Here is a 19,682-nt window from a genome sequence, read left to right as displayed (position 1 = left end):
CCCTCTCAACATCCGTCCGTTGCACCCCACTTCACAGTCCGAGGAGACATCGTGACCACCCCGCCGCCCGCCCTGCTCATCGCCGGCCACGGCACTCGGGACGAGGCCGGGGCCGAGGCGTTCCGTGACTTCGTACGGGAGTTGGGACGCCGAAACCCCGAACTGCCCGTCGCGGGCGGCTTCATCGAGCTGTCGCCGCCACCGCTGGGCGACGCCGTCACCGAGCTGGTGGAGCGGGGGGTACGACGGTTCGCCGCCGTTCCGCTGATGCTGGTCTCCGCCGGACACGCCAAGGGGGACATCCCGGCGGCGCTGTCCCGGGAGAAGGAACGGCACCCGGGGATCTCGTACACGTACGGGCGTCCGCTGGGCCCGCACCCGGCGCTGCTGGCGGTGCTGGAGCGGCGGCTGGAGGAGGCGCTGGGCGGTGGGGCGCGGACACCCGCCGACCGGACCGACGTGACCGTGCTGCTGGTCGGGCGCGGCTCCACCGACCCGGACGCCAACGCGGAGGTGCTCAAGGCGGCGCGGCTGCTGTGGGAGGGGCGCGGGTACGCCGGTGTGGAGACGGCGTTCGTGTCGCTGGCGGCGCCGGACGTGCCGTCGGGGCTCGACCGGTGCGTGAAGCTGGGTGCGCGGCGGATCGTCGTCCTGCCCTACTTCCTGTTCACCGGGATTCTGCCGGACCGGGTGCGTCAGCAGACGGAGGGCTGGGCATCCGCGCACCCGGAGGTCGAGGTGCGGTCCGCCGACGTCATCGGTCCGGAGCCGGAGTTGCTCGATCTGGTGATGGAGCGGTACCGCGAGGCCGTGCAGGGGGACCTGCGGATGAACTGCGACTCGTGCGTGTACCGGATCGCGCTGCCCGGCTTCGAGGACAAGGTCGGAATGCCTCAGCAGCCGCACTTCCATCCGGACGACGACGGCGACCACGATGGTCACCATCATGGACACCACTCCCACGGGCACTCGCACTCCCATGCGCACTGACTCGGACACCGACGGGCATGACCTTCGGCACCACGGGGACGCCGAAGTGCGCGACGACGGCGCCAAGTTGGTCGACCTCGCGGTGAACGTCCGGGCCGGCACTCCCCCGGCCTGGCTGCGCGAGCACATCGCCGGGTCGCTCGGCGCCCTCGCCGCGTATCCCGACGGGCGGGCCGCGCGGGCGGCGGTGGCGGCCCGGCACGGGCTGCCGGTGGAACGGGTGCTGCTCACCGCCGGGGCCGCGGAGGCCTTCGTGCTGCTGGCGCGCGCCCTGAAGGTACGCCGACCGGTGGTCGTGCACCCGCAGTTCACGGAGCCGGAGGCGGCCCTGCGGGATGCCGGGCACCCTGTGGAGCGGGTGCTGCTGCGGGCGGAGGACGGGTTCCGGCTGGACCCGTCGCACGTGCCCGACGACGCCGACCTGGTGGTGGTCGGCAACCCGACGAACCCGACGTCGATCCTGCATCCGGCGGCTGTCATCGCCAGACTCTCCCGTCCTGGGCGGACGTTGGTGGTCGACGAGGCGTTCATGGACGCGGTGCCGGGTGAGCGGGAGGCGCTGGCAGGACGTACGGACGTGCCCGGCCTTGTGGTGCTGCGGAGCCTGACGAAGACGTGGGGTCTTGCGGGGCTGCGGATCGGGTACGTGCTGGCGGCGCCGGAGACGATCGTGGAGCTGGAGCGGGCGCAGCCGTTGTGGCCGGTGTCCACGCCTGCGCTGGCCGCGGCGGAGGCGTGCGTGTCCGGGCCGGCGCTGGCGGAGGCGGCGGAAGCGGCACGTCGTATCGCCGCGGACCGGGCTCATCTTGTCGCCGGGCTCGACGAGTTCGGGTCCGACGGGGTGCGGGTGGTGACGCCGGCGGAGGGGCCGTTCGTGCTGGTGCGGGTGGATCGGGCCGGGGCTGTGCGGGGGCACTTGCGGGGGTTGGGGTATGCGGTGCGGCGGGGGGACACGTTTCCCGGGCTGGGGGAGGAGTGGTTGCGGGTGGCTGTGCGGGACCGGGTGACGGTGAACGGGTTTCTGCAGGCGTTCGATCGGGCGGTGATGCTGGCGGAGCGGTGAGTTTCCTCGCCCCCGCCGCCCTTACCCGTCCCGTCCCGTCCTGTCCCCGGGGGCTGCGCCCCCAGACCCCCTTCGCGTTGAACGCGCTCGTCCTCAATCGCCGGACGGGCTGGACAGTCAGCCCCTCCGGCGATTGAGGAGCGGGGGTTCGGGGGCGGCTGGGGCGAGGAACGGCGGGTCAGTTCTTGGCGCGGCGACGGGCCAGGGCGACCGCTGCGCCGCCCGCCAGGAGGAGCACGGCCGCCCCACCCGCGAGGTACGGCGTCATCGAGCTGCCACCCGTCTCCGCGAGCCCCGCCTCGGCCGTACCCCCCTGCGGCTTCACCTCAGGTGCCGGTTCCGACGGCGGCGGCGCCTGTACCGCCGGTGCCTCACAGGTCGCCTTCGCCAGAGTCACCGTGCCCTCGACCTCCGCGACGTTGAGGTCCAACGGGTTGACGGACACGGTGAGTTCGAGCGCGGTCGCAGCCGCCGTACGGGTCGTCGTCTCCGACTGGGACAGGTCGAGGCGCACCTCACCGACGCCTGGCACCTTCACCTCGACCGGGCCGCTCGGCGTCAGCGTCACCCTCTTCCCGAGAGCCGTCACCGAACCCAGGAGGTTCGAGGAGGCGACCGGCTTCTCCCCCGCCACACAGGTCGCCCTCGACGTGACCTGCTCGACCTCGATGAGCGACAGAAGCGGGAGACCGGGCACGTGGAGCTTGGCGTGGGCGAGCCTCGTCGACGCCTCCGCCTTTCCCTCCGACACCGTCGCCTTCGCCTCCGCGACCTCCGCACCGAGCACGGTGAACGGCTTTCCGCCGTCCACGCCGTCCAACGTGGCGGTCAGCGCCGTCTGTTGGGCGCTCTGCGGCGCCCGCACCTCGTTCAGCGCCACCGCGAGCGGGACGTTCACGCTCTTGTTGAGGAGGGACACGTTCAGCCCGGTGCGCAGGACGACCGCGCTCGCGCGGCCCTGGTCCTCCGTCGCGTGGGCCAGGGCCGCGGGACCGGCGGCCACCAGGGCCGTGGCCACCGCGACGGTGGCCAGACGGCGTGCGGGCATGCGGAAGTTGGTGGCGTTCACGGTTGGGGACCCCTCGGAAGAGACACGCCTGGGACCCGGTAAGAATTACGTACAGGGGGCCAACGGTCAGCAATCTGACGGGACTTCACCCCTACGTGGGGCTTCCGCGCAGATCTTCGAATCCCACGGCACGGATGTTCACCGCATTCACCCGGGTCACCCGCGTCACGCCACGATCCGCCCGTTCAGCACCACCCGCAACGGCTTCCCCAACACCCGTACGTCCGCCCGCGGATCGCTCTCGTACACCACCAGGTCCGCCGCCGCCCCCTCCGCGAGACCGGGCCGCCCCAGCCACTCCCGTGCGCCCCACGTCGTCGCCGACAGCGCCTCGACCGCCGGGATGCCTGCCTTGGTCAGCTCGGCGACCTCCGCCGCGACCAGTCCGTGAGGCAACGTGCCCCCCGCGTCCGTGCCGACGTACACCGGAATCCCCGCGTCGTACGCGGAACGCACCGTGTCGTAGCGGCGTTCGTGCAGACCGCGCATGTGGGCGGACCAGGCCGGGAACTTGGCTTCGCCGGATGCCGCCAGGTTCGGGAACGTCGCGATGTTGACCAGGGTCGGGACGATCGCGACGCCGCGTGCCGCGAACAGGGGGATCGTGTCCTCGGTCAGACCCGTCGCGTGCTCGACACAGTCGATGCCCGCCTCGACCAGGTCCCGCAGGGAGTCCTCCGCGAAGCAGTGGGCCGTGACCCGCGCGCCCAGGCGGTGGGCCTCCGCGATCGCCGCCTCCACGGCCTCGCGCGGCCAGCAGGCGGAGAGGTCGCCGGTGCCGCGGTCCAGCCAGTCGCCCACCAGCTTGACCCAGCCGTCGCCGCGCCGGGCCTCCTGGCCGACGTACGCCACCAGGTCGTCCGGCTCGATCTCGTGCGCGAAGCCCCGGATGTAGCGGCGGGTGCGGGCGATGTGCCGGCCCGCCCTGATGATCTTCGGTAGGTCCTCGCGGGCGTCGGTCCAGCGGGTGTCCGACGGTGAACCGGCATCCCGGACGAGGAGGGTCCCGGCGTCCCGGTCCGTCAGCGCCTGCTTCTCCGCCGTGTCCTCGGGCACGGGGCCGTGCGGCCCCAGGCCCACATGGCAGTGCGCGTCGACCAGGCCGGGCAGCGCCCAGCCCTCCACGGTGCGGATGTCACGGGCGCCGGGCGGGCGGTCGTAGGTGATCCGGCCACCGACCACCCACAGCTCGTCACGGATCTCCTCCGGGCCGACCAGCACCCGCCCCTTCACCCGCAGCACCGCCTGATCGCTCATGCACGGCACCTTAGTTCGGCCGGTGCGGCTTCTCGCCCTCGCCCTCCGCCTCGTGTGCCGATTCCTCCTCCACGTCCGCCATCGCCGGGTCCAGCAGGCGGGAGAGGAAGTGGCGGGTGCGTTCATGGGCCGGGTTGGTGATCACCCGGGCCGGGGTGCCCTCCTCGACGATCACTCCGCCGTCCATGAAGACGACCCGGTCGGCGACCTCGCGGGCGAACGTCATCTCGTGCGTGACGACCATCATCGTCATGCCCTCGTTCGCCAGCCTGCGCATCACCGCCAGCACGTCCCCCACCAGCTCGGGGTCGAGTGCCGACGTCGGCTCGTCGAACAGCATGACCTCCGGGCCCATCGCCAACGCCCTTGCGATGGCGACCCGTTGCTGCTGGCCACCGGAGAGGGACGACGGGTACGCGTTCGCCTTCTCCGACAGGCCCACCCGCTCCAGGTTCTCCGCGGCCACCCGTGCGGCCTGCGCCTTGTCCCGCTTCAGCACCCGGCGTTGCGGCAGCGTCAGGTTCTCCGTCACCGTCAGATGCGGGAAGAGGTTGAACTGCTGGAAGACCATGCCGATACGGCGGCGGACCTCGTCGATGTCGACGTCCGGGTGCGTGACCTCCGTACCGCCGACGAAGACCTGGCCCTTCGTCGGCTCCTCCAGCAGGTTCACGCAGCGCAGCAGGGTCGACTTGCCGGACCCGGACGGGCCGATCACGCACACGACCTCGCCCTGCCCGATCTCCAGGTCGATGCCGCGCAGCACCTCGTTGTCGCCGAACGACTTGTACAGGTCCCGGACTTCGATCTCCGGCACCCTCATGTCCTCGGTACCGTCACTCACTCGGCCGCTCACCTCGTCGCCTCCCCCGCCTTCGTCTCAAGCCGTCGTACGACGAAGCCCAGCGGCACCGTCACCAGCAGATAGCACAGGCCCGCCACCAGGATCGGCGTGGAGTTGGCGGTCTGACTGGCCAGGTCACGGCCGTACTTGGCCAGTTCGCGTTCCTCCAGGGTGACGCCGAGGAACAGCACCAGCGAGGAGTCCTTGAACAGGAGCACCAACTCGTTGGTGAGCGGCGGGATCACGATCCGGAACGCCTGCGGGATGATGATCGAGACCATGGCCCGCGCATGCGAGAAGCCCAGTGAACGGGCCGCCTCCATCTGCCCCTTGGGCACCGCCTGGATGCCCGCGCGGATCGTCTCCGCCATGTACGCCGCCGACACCAGGCCGAGAGCCAGCGCCACCTTGCCGTACGTCCCGCCCGGGATCTCCGTGCCGGGGAAGGCGAGAGGTACCGCCACGCCGACGAAGATGAAGATCAGCAGGGCCGGCAGACCACGGAAGATCTCGATGTAGATGCCCGCGACCCAGCGGTAGGGGCCCACCGGTGACAGCCGCATCAGGGCGATCACCATCCCCAGCACCAGGCCGAAGACGAAGCCCGACAGTGTGTAGAGGACGGTGTTCTTGAGGGCCAGCGTGATGATCTCCGGGAACATCTGCTCGGCCAGGTCCGCCTGCGCGAACTGGTTCTTCAGACGGGCCCAGTCGGCCGACACCGCGAGGGCGACCACGGCCGCGACGAACAGCGCGTACTGCGCGCCCCGGGACAGCGCGCGTTTCTGCGTGCGGCTCAACCCCTGCTTACGGGGCTGCACCTGCTTCGTGGAGGCGTCGGTCATGACGCGGACGGAGCTGCCGCGGACTCGTCGTACGGGCCGATCCACTGCTCGTACAGCTTCTTGTAGGTGCCGTCGGCCTTCGCGTCGGTGATCGCCCTGTTGAGGGCGGCGAGCAGTTTGGTGTTGCCCTTCTTCACCGTGAAGCCGTACTGCTCACCGGTGTTGAGGTTGTCCACCACCTTGAAGGCGTCGGCGTTGGCCGTGTCCTTGAGCCAGCCCTGGACCACCGGGTAGTCGATGATCACGGCCTCGACCTGGCCGGTGCGCAGGCCGTTGAGGACGGCGTCGGAGGACTCGAAGGAGACCGGGTCGAGATCCTTGCCCTTGGCGTAGTCCTCGCCGGTGGTCTGCGCCTGGGCACCGACCTTCTTGCCCTGGAGACCGGCGAAGGAGGTGATGCCGCTCTTCTTGTCGACGAGGACGGCCTGCGTCGCGGCGAAGTACGGGTCGGAGAAGTCGACGTTCTTCTTGCGCTCCTCCGTGATGGTCATGCCGGCCGCGCCGAGGTCGCACTGGTCCGCGTTGAGAAAGGCACCCGTCTTGAAGTTCTCGAAGGGCGTGTCGAGGATCTCCTGCTTCACGCCGAGGTTCTTGGCGGCGAGATCGACGAGCGACACGTCGAAGCCCTGCACCTTGCCGTCGACCTCCGACTGGAAGGGCGGGTAGGGCAGGTGGGTGCAGACGGTGAGCTGGCCGCCCTTGACGAGCTCGACCCCGCCGGCGGCGGTCTTCGAGGCGCTGCCGCCGTCGTCGTCCGAGGAACAGCCGGCCACGAGCAGAAGCCCGGCCGTCGCGGTGGTGGCGGCCAGGATGCGGGACCGTCGTGCGAGGACCGTGTTCAAGGGGACCTCCTGTGGGGGGACTGTGACTTCTGATTATAAGGAGACGTTTGAGGATCTCAAACTATTCCCATGGTCATGGCGTCATGCGACCTGCGGTTTTCAGGCCGCGCGGGCCTCGGATCCCGCCGACCCGAGGGTCAGGAAGCTCTCCCGTTAGTCTCGACTCGACTTACCTACCCCGCGATGCGAAGAGAGCACCACCGTGACCACGCACCCCTTCCTTGACCTGGCGCCACTGACCGCCGCTCGCTTCGCGTCGATCGAGGACCGCGTGGCGCGGCTGCTCTCCACCGAGCAGGACGTCGTGATCATGCAGGGCGAGGCGCTGCTGCCCCTGGAGGGCGCCATCAGGGGGACCGCGGGCCCGGGCACGACCGCTCTCAACGTCATCACCGGCCCCTACGGGCAGACGTTCGGCGACTGGCTGCGGGACTGCGGCGCCACCGTCGTCGATCTCGCGGTGCCCTTCCACGCCGCGGTCACGGCCGCGCGGATCCGGGAGGCGTTCGCCGAGCATCCGGAGATCGACTTCGTCTCGCTGGTGCACGCGGAGGCGGCGACCGGCAACACCAACCCGGTGGCGGAGATCGGCGAGGCGGTACGGGAACACGGCGCCCTCTTCTCCCTCGACGCCGTCGCGTCGGTCGGCGCCGAACCGGTGCTGCCGGACGCGTGGGGTGTCGACCTGTGCGTGATCGGGGCGCAGAAGGCGATGGGCGGGCCGGCCGGGGTGTCGGCAGTGTCGGTGAGCGAGCGGGCGTGGGCGCGGATGGCGGCGAACCCGGGGGCGCCGCGACGGTCGTACCTCTCGCTGCTGGACTGGAAGGAACGGTGGATCGACGGCGGCCGACGCACCCTCCTGCACGCTCCCGCCCAGTTGGAGATGCTCGCGCTGGAGGCGTGCGTCGAGCGGATCGAGGCGGCGGGGCTGGACACGGTGATCGCCCGGCACACCGCCGCGGCGGCGGCCACCCGGGCGGGAGTGCTCGCGCTGGGCGGCGGGCTTGAGCCGTATGTGCGCGAGGCCGAGGACGCGGCGCCCGTGGCCACGACGCTGCGGGCCCCCTCCGGGGTCGTCGCGTCGGAGCTGGTGGCGAGCGCGCTGGCCGCCGATCCGGCGCTGCCGCTGGCCGCGGGCGGGGGCGCGCTGGCCAAGGAGATGATCCGGGTCAACCACTACGGGGCGGACGCGACGCGGGAGGCGGTGCTCGGGAGTCTGGTCGCGCTGGGCGCGGCGCTGGCGGACCGGGGGCGTGCCGTGGATGTCGAAGGGGCCCTGCGGCAAGCGGTGGCGAATTTCGCGTGAATGCGCGATGAAATTGGGCAGTAAGAACAAGGATAGTTTCCCGTATTCTTCTGCCCGCTTTTCATTGACCTAAACGCAAAGGTTTTGCGAACGAATCAAGTAAATTGCATGATTGTGACACACTCAACAATGCGCCCGCTTTGTCTGGTTATTCACTGGACAAAGCGGGCATTCTCATACTCACGGAATAACACATTCCACGTCCGCACGGAACCCCGATCGGCCATGCATTTTGGACTTTCTCTCGGTAAGTTCCATTTGCATGAGCGCAGCACGGAGAGACCTGCAAATAGACCGCCCGGTGATTGCCGACGGGGCGGCGCTGTGGCGGATCGCCCGGGACTCTGAGGTTCTCGATCTCAACTCGTCGTACAGCTATCTGCTGTGGTGCCGGGACTTCGCCGCCACCTCGGCCGTCGCCCGGGACTCCGACGGGAGACCGGTCGGCTTCGTCACCGGGTACGTCCGGCCGGACCGGCCGGGCACCCTGCTCGTCTGGCAGGTGGCCGTCGACGCCGACCACCAGGGGCGCGGGCTCGCCGCCGCGCTGCTCGACGGGCTGACCCGGCGGGTCGGCGCCGAGCAGGGTCTCACCACCGTCGAGACCACCATCACCCCGGGCAACACCGCCTCGGAACGGCTGTTCACCTCGTTCGCGGAGCGCCACGGCGCCACCGTCGAGCGGGAGGTGCTGTTCGACGCGGGCCTGTTCCCCGGCGCGCCGAACGGCCAACACGACCCGCACGACCCCGAGGTCCTGTACCGCATCGGCCCCCTCTCCTAGTTTTCCGAACTTTCCGGCCTCTCCCGGCTCTGCCGACTGATCTCGCCCCCACCTCAAGGAGTTCACCGACGTGACCATCACCCAGCCCGACCTGAGCGTCTTCGAGACCGTCGAGTCGGAGGTGCGCAGCTACTGCCGCAGCTGGCCCGCCGTGTTCGACCGTGCGCAGGGCAGCCGTATGTACGACGAGGACGGCCACGCCTACCTCGACTTCTTCGCGGGCGCCGGATCGCTCAACTACGGCCACAACAACCCCGTACTCAAACGGGCGTTGATCGACTATCTGGAGCGGGACGGCGTCACCCACGGGCTCGACATGTCGACCTCCGCGAAACGCGCGTTCCTGGAGTCCTTCCAGGAGTTGGTGCTGCGTCCCCGCGACCTGCCGTACAAGGTCATGTTCCCCGGCCCGACGGGCACCAACGCCGTCGAGGCGGCGCTGAAGCTGGCGCGGAAGGTGAAGGGGCGGGAGGCCATCGTGTCCTTCACCAACGCCTTCCACGGTATGTCACTCGGGTCGCTCGCCGTGACCGGCAACGCCTTCAAGCGGGCCGGCGCGGGCGTTCCGCTGGTGCACGGCACGCCGATGCCGTTCGACAACTACTTCGAGGGGACCGTCCCCGACTTCCTGTGGTTCGAGCGGCTGTTGGAGGACCAGGGCTCCGGCCTCAACAAGCCGGCCGCCGTGATCGTGGAGACCGTGCAGGGCGAGGGCGGCATCAACGTGGCGCGCCCGGAGTGGCTTCGGGCGCTGGCCGACCTGTGCGTACGCCAGGACATGTTGCTGATCGTCGACGACATCCAGATGGGCTGCGGGCGCACCGGCGCCTTCTTCTCCTTCGAGGAAGCGGGCGTCGTACCCGACATCGTCACCCTGTCGAAGTCCATCAGCGGGTACGGACTCCCCATGTCCCTCTGCCTGTTCAGGCCCGAGCTGGACATCTGGGAGCCGGGCGAGCACAACGGCACGTTCCGCGGCAACAACCCGGCGTTCGTGACGGCCGCCGCCACGCTGGAGACGTACTGGTCCGACGGCTCCGCCATGGAGAAGCAGACGCGCGCCCGTGGTGAGCAGGTCGAGGAGGCGCTGATCTCGATCACCGAGGAGAACCCGGACGACGTCAGGGAGTACCGGGGCCGGGGGCTGGTGTGGGGCATGGAGTTCCACGAGAAGGCGCGCGCGGGCCGGGTCGCGCAGCGGGCCTTCGAACTCGGGCTGCTCATCGAGACGTCCGGCCCGGAGAGCGAGGTCGTGAAGCTGCTGCCGGCGCTCACCATCACTCCCGAGGAGCTGGACGAGGGCCTGCGGATCGTCGCCCGCGCCGTGCGCGAGACCGCCGAGACCGTCTGAACAACTGTCTGAACTGCTGTCTGAACTGCTGGACTTCTGAGCTTGTGAACGTCCGCACCATCCGAGAAAGGGGTTGTTGAGCGCTGTGATCGTCCGTTCGTTCAAGGACATCGAAAACACCGACCGGCATGTGAGGGCGGCGTCCGGAACCTGGGAGAGCAAGCGCATCGTCCTCGCCAAGGAGCGGGTCGGCTTCTCGCTCCACGAGACGGTTCTGTACGCGGGCACCAAGACGTCGATGTGGTACGCGAACCATGTCGAGGCCGTCGTGTGCGTCGAGGGCGAGGCCCTGCTGACCGACGACGAGACCGGGCGGACCTACACGATCACCCCCGGCACCATGTACCTCCTCGACGGGCACGAGCGGCACACCATGCGGATCAAGGAGGACTTCCGCTGTCTGTGCGTCTTCAACCCGCCCGTGACCGGCCGCGAGGACCATGACGAGAACGGCGTCTACCCCCTGCTGACGGAACCCGACCCCGGCTTCGACCCCGAGGAGGTCTGACACCCATGTCACCCACGTCCACGCTCACCGACCTGTACCCCACCCGTGGCGCCGCCGAGGTGTCCGTCCCGCGGCAGGACCCGGTCCTCTGGGGCGCGCCGGACACGCCCGGGCCGTTCACCGCGGACGACCTCATGGCGTACGAGCGCGATGGTTTCCGGGCTCTCGACCGGCTCCTAGATGACGACGAAGTCGCGCTCTACCGGGCCGAGTTGGAGCGACTGGTCACGGATCCGTCCGTCCGTGCCGACGAACGGTCGATCATCGAGCCGAAGTCGAAGGAGATCCGGTCGGTCTTCGAGGTGCACCGGATCAGCGAGGTGTTCGGCCGGCTCGTGCGGGACGAGCGGATCGTCGGGCGGGCCCGGCAGCTCCTCGGCTCCGACGTGTACGTCCACCAGTCGCGGATCAACGTCAAGCCGGGGTTCGGGGCCGGCGGCTTCTACTGGCACTCCGACTTCGAGACCTGGCACGCGGAGGACGGCCTGCCGAACATGCGGACGGTGTCCGTCTCGATCGCGCTGACCGAGAACCTCGACACCAACGGCGGCCTCATGATCATGCCGGACTCGCACCGTACGTTCCTCGGCTGTGCGGGGGCCACTCCCGACGACAACTACAAGAAGTCGCTCCAGATGCAGGACGCGGGCACCCCGTCCGACGAGGCACTGACCTCCCTCGCCGACGAGCACGGCATCAGGTTGTTCACGGGCAGGGCGGGTTCGGCGACCTGGTTCGACTGCAACTGCATGCACGGCTCCGGGGACAACATCACGCCGTACCCGCGCAGCAACGTCTTCATCGTGTTCAACAGCGTGGAGAACCAGGCGGTGGAGCCGTTCGCGGCACCGGTACGCAGGCCGGAGTTCATCGGAGCCAGGGACTTCACACCGGTGAGGTGACTCCCGTCGGGCCCGGGTGAGGCGTCGGCGACGGCGGGCGTCCTTGCGGTGCCGGGCATCCCGGCACACCCCGTCGGCGGTCCGCCGGTGGGCGGGCATCGACGGCCAGGTGCGCGGCGAAGGCGTACGGCGCGCACCGGCCCGCCGCGTGCCGCGGTCGGCGCGGACTCGTCCCCGTGCGACCGGCCGCCGACGCGGTTCCGCGTCGGCGGCCGGTCGCACGGGTCTGACGGCCCTGTCCGGCGTCGGCTCCGCCCGGCACCATCCCCCTGGCGTCCCCGGGGATCTCGCCCCGCCGGTTCAGCCGGACAGGACGTCCAGGAGCCGGTCGACGTCCGACGTCGTGTTGTAGAGGTGGAAGGCCGCGCGCAGATTTCCGGCGCGGTCGGAGACCTCGACCCCGGCCCGGCTCAACTCGGCCTGCCGGTGCCCGAGTTGCGGGACGGAGACGATGGCCGAGCCGGGCGCGGGCACGGGCTGGTGCCCCAGTCGGTCGAGCCCGGCGCGGAACCGGTCGGCGAGGGCGAGGTCATGGGCGCGTACGGTGTCCACGCCCAACTCCTCGATCAGGGCGAGGGAGTGGCGGGCGCCGGCGTAGGAGAACAGGCTCGGGCTTTCGTCGAACCGCCGTGCGGAGTGGGCGAGTTCACGCACCGGGCCGTAACAGTTGTCCCAGGGCTCCTCCCCCGCGACCCAGCCCGCGAAGACGGGTGTCAGCCCGCCCAGGTCCTCGGGTACGACGAGGAAGGCCACGCCTCGCGGGCAGACGAGCCACTTGAAGGCGACGGAGGAGACGAAGTCGTAGGCGTCCGCGTCGATGGGCAGCCAGCCGGTGGCCTGGGAGGCGTCGATGTATGTACGGGTCCCGTGTTCGCGGGCGGCCTCGCGCAGCGCGGCCAGGTCGACGATGCGTCCGTCGGCGGACTGGGCCGCGCTGACGGCGACGAGGGCGGTGCCGGGCCGGACGGACTCGGGGATCCGCTCCAGCGGCACGGTCCGTACCTTCAGGTCCCCGCGTACGTGGAACGGGTTGAGGACGGAGGTGAAGTCGTCCTCGGCGGTGAGGACTTCGGCGCCGGCGGGCAGCGAGGCGGCGATCAGCCCGCTGTAGACGGCGACGGAGGCCCCGGCCGCGACCCTGCGGTCGGAGACCCCGACGAGCCGCGCGAAGGCGGAGCGCGAGGCCTCCACGTCGGCGAACATGTCCTGCGACTGACCGTCGGCCACGGACTGCACGGCATCGCGCATCGCGGCCACGGCGCGGGCCGGGAGGAGCCCGGTGCTCGCGGTGTTCAGGTAAGTGTTCTTCGGAGCGAACTCGGCACGAACGAGGTTCCGGAGGTTCTCGAAGGTCTCCATGGGACCACTTTGCGGCCCGAAGATTCCCTCGTCCATCGCCGAATTCTGCACGGCATCGCGAAGGACTGCTTATACGTAGGCCCTGACCTGCGAGTTTTTCTCCCAGCCGCTACTGCTGGGGTACGGCACACCCGTCGGGCCCGCAGACCTCGGCGCCCTCGCCCTCCGGCTGGACGATCTTGAGGGGGGCGGGCCGCTCGCCCCACGCCTGGGTGAGCGCCTGGGCGAAGACCTCGGCGGGCTGGGCACCGGAGACGCCGTACTTCCGGTCGAGGACGAAGAACGGCACGCCGTTCGCGCCCAGTTCGGCCGCCTCGCGCTCGTCGGCGCGCACGGCGTCGGCGTACGCGTCCGGGTCGGCGAGTACGCCCCGGACGTCGTCGGCGTCGAGGCCGGCGGCGACGGCCAGCTCCACGAGCCGCTCGTCGTCGCCGAAGACGGACCGCTCCTCGGCGAAGTTCGCCCGGTAGAAGAGCTGGATCAGCTCGTCCTGCCGCCCCTTGTCCTTCGCGAGGTGGAGCAGCCGGTGCATGTCGAAGGTGTTGCCGTGATCACGGTCCCGGGTGCGGTACGCGAGCCCCTCGGCGGCGGCCTGCGCCCCCAGGTTCTCCTCCCCGGCCTGGGCCTGCGCCTCGCTCATGCCGTACTTCTTGGTGAGCATCCTGAGGACGGGCTGGATGTCGCCCTTGGCGCGCCCCGGGTCCAGCTCGAACGACCGGTGCACCACCTCGACACCGTCCCGGTGCGGGAAGGCGTCGAGCGCCTTCTCGAAGCGGGCCTTGCCGACGTAGCACCAGGGGCAGGCGATGTCGCTCCAGATCTCGACGCGCATGTCTTCGGCTCTCCAGGTCGTACGGGTACGGGTGCGGAGACTCCCTCCGCTGGGTGAATGAACGTTCAAACAGTGCGGTTCATTCCCGGGTCCCGGGGTGCCTGCGGCGCATGTGCGGTTCCGGTGGGTCTCGTGCAGCGCCTACGGGTGGTGGGTGAGGGCGGTGCCGGGGTGGGGGGTGTCCGTCCTCGGTCCGGCGGTTCCGTCTGTTGCAAAGCCGGCCGGTGCTGGACGCCGGCCGCTGCGGGCGGACACCCCCCACCCCGTCCCCTCCCCGCCGTACGGGGCCAGCAGGCCAGTCCGGGGTTTCCTGTCCCCACCCAGGGGCGCGGGAATCCGGGGGTTCCCGTGCCCGCCCAGGGGCGCGGGGAACCGCGCGACCAGCCCCGGCGGACCCGCACCCGCCCGACAACCTGACCCCGCACCCCCGGATGGCGCCCGGCCCAAGCCCAGCGCAGCGCTCAGCTGCCGTCCCGCAGGTCCTTGGGCCACTCCGGGCGGAACTCGATGTGGTCGTACGTCACCACGCACCCCTCCCCCATCGGGGACTGGGTCATGAAGCCGACCAGGGCCGCGTCGGCCTCCTTCTCGTCGCCCAGGGTGAACAGGCGGACGAAGGTCCACCTCTCGCCGTCGCGCGAGGCGTGGAAGGCGAAGGCCCGGCCGGTGCGGCTGATCCGGAGCCAGACCGAACTGCCGTCCACGGTGAACGAGTTGGCGTCGTCGGAGTGTCCCCGGGTGACCACCGTGCAGACGGTGGGCACATCCGGGGAGTACTCCAGGCAGAGCTTGGCCCAGGCCCGCTCGCCGACATGGACGTAGAGCACCCCGGCGTCGAAGGCCGCTCCGAACCCGACGGTGACCCGGGCGATCAGCTGGAACTCCCCCTCCGGGGCGCCCAGCAGCCGTGGCGCGTCGGCGGCGGGGTCCAGCGCCTCCCCGGTGGGCGACACGAACCGATCCTGCCGGGGCCCGGCCCACCCGGTGAGCACCCCGTCCTCGAAGGACCAGTGCCCGTCGGGCCCATAGGTACGGAGGGGAAAGGGCAGCGGGGAGAGCTCCAAGTCCATTACCTGATTATCGCAGGTGCAGACGGGCCGGATTGAGGGGCGCGAGGAACTGCGCGACAAGCCACAACGGACCCGCAGCCGCGAACCCACCGCACCCCACCAGCGGTAGCGCTAGCGCTCCAGCCGGCCGTTGAAACGCCGAGGCAACCCCAGCTCGTTCTCATCCCGCAGCTCCACCGGCAGCAGCGCGGCAGGCGTGTTCTGGTAGGCCACCGGCCGCAGCCACCGCTCAACAGCCGTGCCGCCGACGGAAGTCGACGTGGACGTCGTGGCAGGGTACGGCCCCCCGTGATGCTGGGCCGCGGCCACAGCGACCCCGGTCGGCCACGCGTTGACCAGCACACGTCCGGCCAGCGGGGTCAGCTCGGCCAGGATCTCGGCCCCGCGCCCCTCCCCCGCGGCTTCCTCCGCCGAGAGGTGGACCGTCGCCGTCAGGTTGCCCGGCAGCCGCGAGAGAACGGCGTTCGCCTCGGCGTCGTCCGCGTAGCGGGCCACCACGGTGACGGGCCCGAAGCACTCCTCCAGGAGCAGGTCGTACGCCCCCTCCGCGGCCAGCTTGTCCGCCGCCACCGTGAGGAACCCCGCGCTGACCGTGTGCTCGCCGCCCGCGCCCGGCGTCACCGGGGACTCGACCTCGGGCAGCTCGGCGCGCTCGGCGACCCCGGCGACGAAGTTGTCGCGCATCCGGTGGTCCAGGAGGACACCGGACGCGGTGTCACTGACCGCGTCCGTCAGGGACTTCAGCAGACGGTCGCCCGCCGCGCCGGCCGGCGCCAGCACCAGACCGGGCTTCACACAGAACTGGCCGACGCCCATCGTCATGGAGCCCGCGAGCCCCGTACCGATCGCCTCGGCGCGCTCGTTGGCCGCCGCCTCCGTGATCACCACGGGGTTCAGGGAGCCCAGCTCGCCGTGGAACGGGATCGGGACCGGCCGGGCCGCCGCCGCGTCGAAGAGGGCACGGCCGCCTCGTACGGAACCGGTGAAACCGGCCGCGGCGACCAGGGGGTGCTTGACCAGTTCGACGCCCGCCTCGAAGCCGTGGACCAGGCCGACGACTCCCTCGGGGATGCCGTGCAGGGCAGCGGCGCGGCGCAGGACGGCCGCGACCAGCTCGGACAGGCCCGGGTGGTCCGGGTGGGCCTTGACGACCACCGGGCAGCCGGCCGCGAGCGCGCTCGCGGTGTCGCCGCCGGGGACGGAGAAGGCGAAGGGGAAGTTGGAGGCCGAGTAGACGGCCACGACACCCAGCGCGACCTTGTAGCGCCGCAGGTCCGGGATCGGCGGGGTCGCGGTGTCGTCGGGGTGGTTGATGACGACGTCGAGGTAGGCGCCCTCGTCGACGATGTCCGCGAAGGCCCGCAGCTGGTAGCAGGTGCGGGCGAGTTCACCGGTCAGCCGGACCGGGCCGAGCGCGGTCTCCGCGTCGGCGGCCTCGACGAGCTGCTCCTTGGCCGCTTCGAGCTCCTCGGCGGCGCTGCGCAGGAAGGCAGCGCGGACCGTGCGGTCCACGAGGGCCGGGCGGGCGGCGTGCGCGGCGCGGACGGTGGAGTCCACCTCCTGGGCTGTGGCCTCGACCGCAACCTGCTCCCGCTGCTTCCCGGTACGGGGGTCGACACTCCAGACTGGTGCTGCTGCCACCGGGGGTCCCTCCAGATTGTGTTGCCAGGTGTGAGGCGAATTTTCTGCGTCATCCACCAGGGGCGTTCGATATGCTGAACACCGTCTCTGATGATGAATATGCTGTTGGAGACTATTTCCCGTCGAACGAAGGGGTCAAGGGCGATGTCGGCAGCCGAGACAGGCGGCGGGGCGCAGGTCAAGTCCGCGGTACGGACCGTTGAACTGCTGGAATACTTCGCGGGACGTCCCGGCATGCACTCGCTGGCAGTGGTCCAGGAGGCCGTCGGTTACCCCAAGTCCAGTCTCTACATGCTCCTGCGCACCCTTGTCGACCTCGGCTGGGTCGAGACGGACGCCACGGGCACGCGGTACGGCATCGGCGTACGCGCCCTGCTGGTCGGCACCTCGTACATCGACGGCGACGAGGTGGTCGCGGTGGCCCGGCCGACCCTCGACCGGCTCTCCGACGACACGACGGAGACCATCCACCTGGCCCGGCTCGACGGCACGAACGTCGTCTACCTCGCCACCCGCCAGTCGCAGCACTATCTGCGCCCCTTCACCCGGGTCGGCCGCCGGCTGCCCGCCCACTCGACCTCCCTCGGCAAGGCGCTGCTGGCCACCCACACCGACGAGCAGGTCCGCAAGCTGCTCCCGGAGACGCTGCCCGCGCTGACCGAGCACACGATCACCGACCGGGAGAAGCTCATCGAGGAGTTGCGCCTGGTGCGCGAACAGGGTTTCGCGGTGGACCGCGAGGAGAACACGCTGGGGCTGCGCTGTTTCGGCGTGGCGGTCCCCTACCGCACCCCCGCGCGGGACGCGATCAGCTGCTCGGTGCCGGTCGCGCGGCTCACCCCGGCCCACGAACAGATGGTCAAGGACGCCCTGTTCGACGCGCGCGACCGACTGACACTGGCCACCAGGAGGCTCTGAATGCGGTACTCGGCTTCGACGAACGTCGTGCTGCGCGAGATCCACGACAGTGACCTGCCGGTGTTCTTCCGCCAGACGAACGACCCGGAATCGCTGTGGATGGCCGCGTTCACGGCGAAGGACCCGACCGACCGGGACGCCTTCGACGCCCACTGGGAGCGGATCCGCGCCGCGTCCAACGTGCTGCCGCGCACGATCCTCGTCGACGGTGACGTGGTGGGCAACGCGGCGGTGTACGGCGATCCGGGCGACCGCGAGGTGACGTACTGGATCGACCGCGCCTACTGGGGCCGCGGTATCGCGACGGCCGCGCTGCGCGCACTCGTCGCCGAGGAACCGGAACGACCGCTCCACGCACGTGCCGCCGCCGACAACGCGGGCTCGCTGCGGGTCCTGGAGAAGTGCGGTTTCCGCGTCTCCGGGCACGACCGGGGGTACGCGCAGGCACGCGGCACGGAGATCGACGAGGTCGTGCTGACTCTGGAGGCCTGACCGTCGTACGACGGCACATGTGCCCCTTACAGCTTCCCGCGTTTCCTGAATGTGCCATGAGAAATCCGGCGAAGGGGAACGTTCGGCTCGGCGCCGGTCGTCTTCGGACGGGATGAACAAGACGATCAGGCGCGCCTCCGTCTTCACACTGCTCCTCGTGCTCTCCCTGCTGGTCAGGGCGACATGGGTGCAGTTCTACGACGCCCAGGCGCTCGCGGACGACAGCAAGAACCGGCGGAACGCGATCGCGCTGTACGCGAACCCGCTCGGGAACATCATCGTGGCCGGTGAGTCGGTCACCGGCTCGAAGGAGACGAGCAGTGGAGATCTGAAGTACCAGCGGACATACACGGACGGGAAGCTCTACGCCGCCGTGACCGGATACAGCACGCCCTTGTTCGCGCCGACGCAGCTGGAGGGCATCTACAAGGACGTGCTCGACGGCTCGGACAGCAGACTCACGACCCTCATGGACACGGTCACCAAGGAGCACGCCGCCCCGGGGAACGTGATCACGACGATCGACCCGGACGTGCAGAAGGCGGCGTACGCGGCGCTCGGCGACAAGAAGGGCGCGGCCGTCGCCATCGACCCGAAGACCGGCAAGATCCTCGCCATGGTGTCCACTCCGTCGTACGACCCGTCGACGATCACCGGCGCGAGCGACGGCGGCACCTGGACCAGGCTCACCAAGGACCCCGACAAACCGCTGGTCAACCGGGCGATACGGCAGCCGCTGCCGCCGGGTTCGACATTCAAGCTGGTGGTCGCGGCGGCGGCCCTGGAGGACGGGCTGTACGGCTCGGTGGACGACCGTACGGCCAGCCCCGACCCGTACCCACTGCCGGGTACGACCCGTGAGCTGACGAACGAGAACCCGAACGCGCCCTGCGAGAACGCCACGATCCGGGTCGCCCTCCAGTACTCCTGCAACAACGTGTTCGGGAAGATGGCCGTCGACCTCGGGCAGGACAAGGTCAGAGCGATGGCGGAGAGGTTCGGCTTCAACGACGACGAGCAGGACGTGCCGGTACGGGCGTACCCGAGCGTGTACCCCTCGGACATGGAGAAGTCGGAGACCGCGCTGACGGGCATCGGGCAGTTCGATGTCACGGCGACGCCGTTGCAGATGGCCATGGTGTCCGCCGCGATAGCCAACGGCGGCAAGCTGGTCTCGCCGCACATGGTCTCCCAGGTCACGAACGCCGACGGGGATGTGCTGGAGGACTACGACAACGAGGCCTCGACGAAGGAGATCGTCAGCCCGGGGACGGCTGAGCAGTTGCAGTCCGCCATGCAGACGGTTGTCTCCGACGGGACGGGGACGAACGCGCGGATCGCCGGGGCGACGGTGGGTGGTAAGACGGGGACGGCTCAGCACGGTGAGAACAACAGCCAGACGCCTTATGCCTGGTTCACGTCCTATGCGAAGTCCGGCTCAAATGGGAAGGAGGTTGCCGTGACCGTGCTGGTCGAGCAGTCGGGGGCGGCTCGTTCCGAGGTGAGTGGGAATGGGCTGGCGGCGCCTGTCGCCAAGGCGATGATGCAGGCTGCGCTGGCTGGGTGAGTTCTCTGGCTGCGGCGGCGTCGTGGTTGATCGCGCGGTTCC

At 70.2% G+C, this 19,682-nt stretch carries 19 protein-coding genes; 10 read left to right on the top strand and 9 right to left on the bottom strand.

The features are described from left to right. Window positions 1-51 precede the first annotated feature (51 nt). Window positions 52-990, top strand: coding sequence for a sirohydrochlorin chelatase (locus IEY89_RS26735; RefSeq protein WP_189150050.1), 939 nt, complete (start codon window positions 52-54; stop codon window positions 988-990). Further along, the gene (gene cobC / locus IEY89_RS26730) at window positions 980-2,053 is read left to right on the top strand and encodes an Rv2231c family histidinol phosphate aminotransferase CobC (RefSeq protein ID WP_189150049.1); all 1,074 of its coding nucleotides are present in this window, start codon (window positions 980-982) and stop codon (window positions 2,051-2,053) included. The genes IEY89_RS26735 and cobC overlap by 11 nt, the downstream gene beginning before the upstream one ends. Before the next feature lie 178 nt (window positions 2,054-2,231). Here the strand turns inward: cobC and IEY89_RS26725 are convergent, their stop codons facing one another. From IEY89_RS26725 to IEY89_RS26705, 5 genes are all read right to left on the bottom strand, one after another. Then, the gene (locus IEY89_RS26725) at window positions 2,232-3,122 is read right to left on the bottom strand and encodes an SCO1860 family LAETG-anchored protein (RefSeq protein ID WP_189150048.1); all 891 of its coding nucleotides are present in this window, start codon (window positions 3,120-3,122) and stop codon (window positions 2,232-2,234) included. Window positions 3,123-3,287: 165 nt separating this feature from the next. Continuing rightward, window positions 3,288-4,379, bottom strand: a complete 1,092-nt coding sequence (locus IEY89_RS26720) for an amidohydrolase family protein (protein WP_189150047.1) — start codon at window positions 4,377-4,379, stop codon at window positions 3,288-3,290. A gap of 10 nt (window positions 4,380-4,389) precedes the next feature. Continuing rightward, window positions 4,390-5,202, bottom strand: a complete 813-nt coding sequence (locus IEY89_RS26715) for an amino acid ABC transporter ATP-binding protein (RefSeq protein WP_189150119.1) — start codon at window positions 5,200-5,202, stop codon at window positions 4,390-4,392. A gap of 29 nt (window positions 5,203-5,231) precedes the next feature. Continuing rightward, the gene (locus tag IEY89_RS26710; protein WP_189150046.1) at window positions 5,232-6,068 is read right to left on the bottom strand and encodes an amino acid ABC transporter permease; all 837 of its coding nucleotides are present in this window, start codon (window positions 6,066-6,068) and stop codon (window positions 5,232-5,234) included. Beyond that, window positions 6,065-6,910 (bottom strand): transporter substrate-binding domain-containing protein, encoded by an 846-nt coding sequence (locus IEY89_RS26705; RefSeq protein WP_189150045.1) that lies wholly within the window; start codon window positions 6,908-6,910, stop codon window positions 6,065-6,067. The genes IEY89_RS26710 and IEY89_RS26705 overlap by 4 nt, the downstream gene beginning before the upstream one ends. 202 nt (window positions 6,911-7,112) lie before the next feature. Here IEY89_RS26705 and IEY89_RS26700 point away from each other — a divergent pair, with 202 nt between their 5' ends. From IEY89_RS26700 to thpD, 5 genes are all read left to right on the top strand, one after another. Beyond that, window positions 7,113-8,216 (top strand): pyridoxal-phosphate-dependent aminotransferase family protein, encoded by a 1,104-nt coding sequence (locus IEY89_RS26700; RefSeq protein WP_189150044.1) that lies wholly within the window; start codon window positions 7,113-7,115, stop codon window positions 8,214-8,216. A 262-nt stretch (window positions 8,217-8,478) separates the two neighbouring features. Beyond that, window positions 8,479-9,000, top strand: a complete 522-nt coding sequence (gene ectA / locus IEY89_RS26695; RefSeq protein ID WP_189150043.1) for a diaminobutyrate acetyltransferase — start codon at window positions 8,479-8,481, stop codon at window positions 8,998-9,000. A 70-nt stretch (window positions 9,001-9,070) separates the two neighbouring features. Further along, on the top strand, window positions 9,071-10,351 hold the full coding sequence (gene ectB, locus IEY89_RS26690) for a diaminobutyrate--2-oxoglutarate transaminase (protein WP_189150042.1): 1,281 nt from the start codon (window positions 9,071-9,073) through the stop codon (window positions 10,349-10,351). An 85-nt stretch (window positions 10,352-10,436) separates the two neighbouring features. Next, window positions 10,437-10,859 (top strand): ectoine synthase, encoded by a 423-nt coding sequence (locus IEY89_RS26685; RefSeq protein WP_189150118.1) that lies wholly within the window; start codon window positions 10,437-10,439, stop codon window positions 10,857-10,859. A gap of 5 nt (window positions 10,860-10,864) precedes the next feature. Then, window positions 10,865-11,761: an ectoine hydroxylase gene (thpD, locus tag IEY89_RS26680; protein ID WP_189150041.1), complete on the top strand. Its 897-nt coding sequence runs from the start codon at window positions 10,865-10,867 to the stop codon at window positions 11,759-11,761. A 300-nt stretch (window positions 11,762-12,061) separates the two neighbouring features. Here thpD and IEY89_RS26675 read toward each other — a convergent pair whose 3' ends face one another. From IEY89_RS26675 to IEY89_RS26660, 4 genes are all read right to left on the bottom strand, one after another. Continuing rightward, complete coding sequence (locus tag IEY89_RS26675; protein ID WP_229695432.1) at window positions 12,062-13,120, bottom strand: aminotransferase class V-fold PLP-dependent enzyme; 1,059 nt, start codon at window positions 13,118-13,120, stop codon at window positions 12,062-12,064. Between the two features lie 109 nt (window positions 13,121-13,229). After that, window positions 13,230-13,952: a DsbA family oxidoreductase gene (locus IEY89_RS26670; protein ID WP_189150039.1), complete on the bottom strand. Its 723-nt coding sequence runs from the start codon at window positions 13,950-13,952 to the stop codon at window positions 13,230-13,232. Between the two features lie 461 nt (window positions 13,953-14,413). Next, window positions 14,414-15,022, bottom strand: coding sequence for a DUF1349 domain-containing protein (locus IEY89_RS26665; protein WP_189150038.1), 609 nt, complete (start codon window positions 15,020-15,022; stop codon window positions 14,414-14,416). Between the two features lie 111 nt (window positions 15,023-15,133). Then, window positions 15,134-16,663, bottom strand: coding sequence for an aldehyde dehydrogenase (NADP(+)) (locus IEY89_RS26660; protein WP_189150037.1), 1,530 nt, complete (start codon window positions 16,661-16,663; stop codon window positions 15,134-15,136). 144 nt (window positions 16,664-16,807) lie between these two features. On the opposite strand from IEY89_RS26660, the gene IEY89_RS26655 reads away from it, so the two are divergent. From IEY89_RS26655 to IEY89_RS26645, 3 genes are all read left to right on the top strand, one after another. After that, window positions 16,808-17,581: an IclR family transcriptional regulator gene (locus IEY89_RS26655; protein ID WP_164316303.1), complete on the top strand. Its 774-nt coding sequence runs from the start codon at window positions 16,808-16,810 to the stop codon at window positions 17,579-17,581. Further along, window positions 17,582-18,073, top strand: a complete 492-nt coding sequence (locus tag IEY89_RS26650; RefSeq protein WP_189150036.1) for a GNAT family N-acetyltransferase — start codon at window positions 17,582-17,584, stop codon at window positions 18,071-18,073. Window positions 18,074-18,185: 112 nt separating this feature from the next. Then, on the top strand, window positions 18,186-19,640 hold the full coding sequence (locus IEY89_RS26645) for a peptidoglycan D,D-transpeptidase FtsI family protein (RefSeq protein WP_189150035.1): 1,455 nt from the start codon (window positions 18,186-18,188) through the stop codon (window positions 19,638-19,640). The last annotated feature ends 42 nt before the right edge of the window (window positions 19,641-19,682 follow it).

This window comes from Streptomyces lacrimifluminis (genome assembly GCF_014646095.1).
In the GTDB taxonomy this organism is placed as follows: Bacteria; Actinomycetota; Actinomycetes; order Streptomycetales; family Streptomycetaceae; genus Streptomyces; species Streptomyces lacrimifluminis.
Note: the sequence above shows the minus strand (reverse complement) of the source record. Positions and strands in the feature narration are given on the sequence as shown.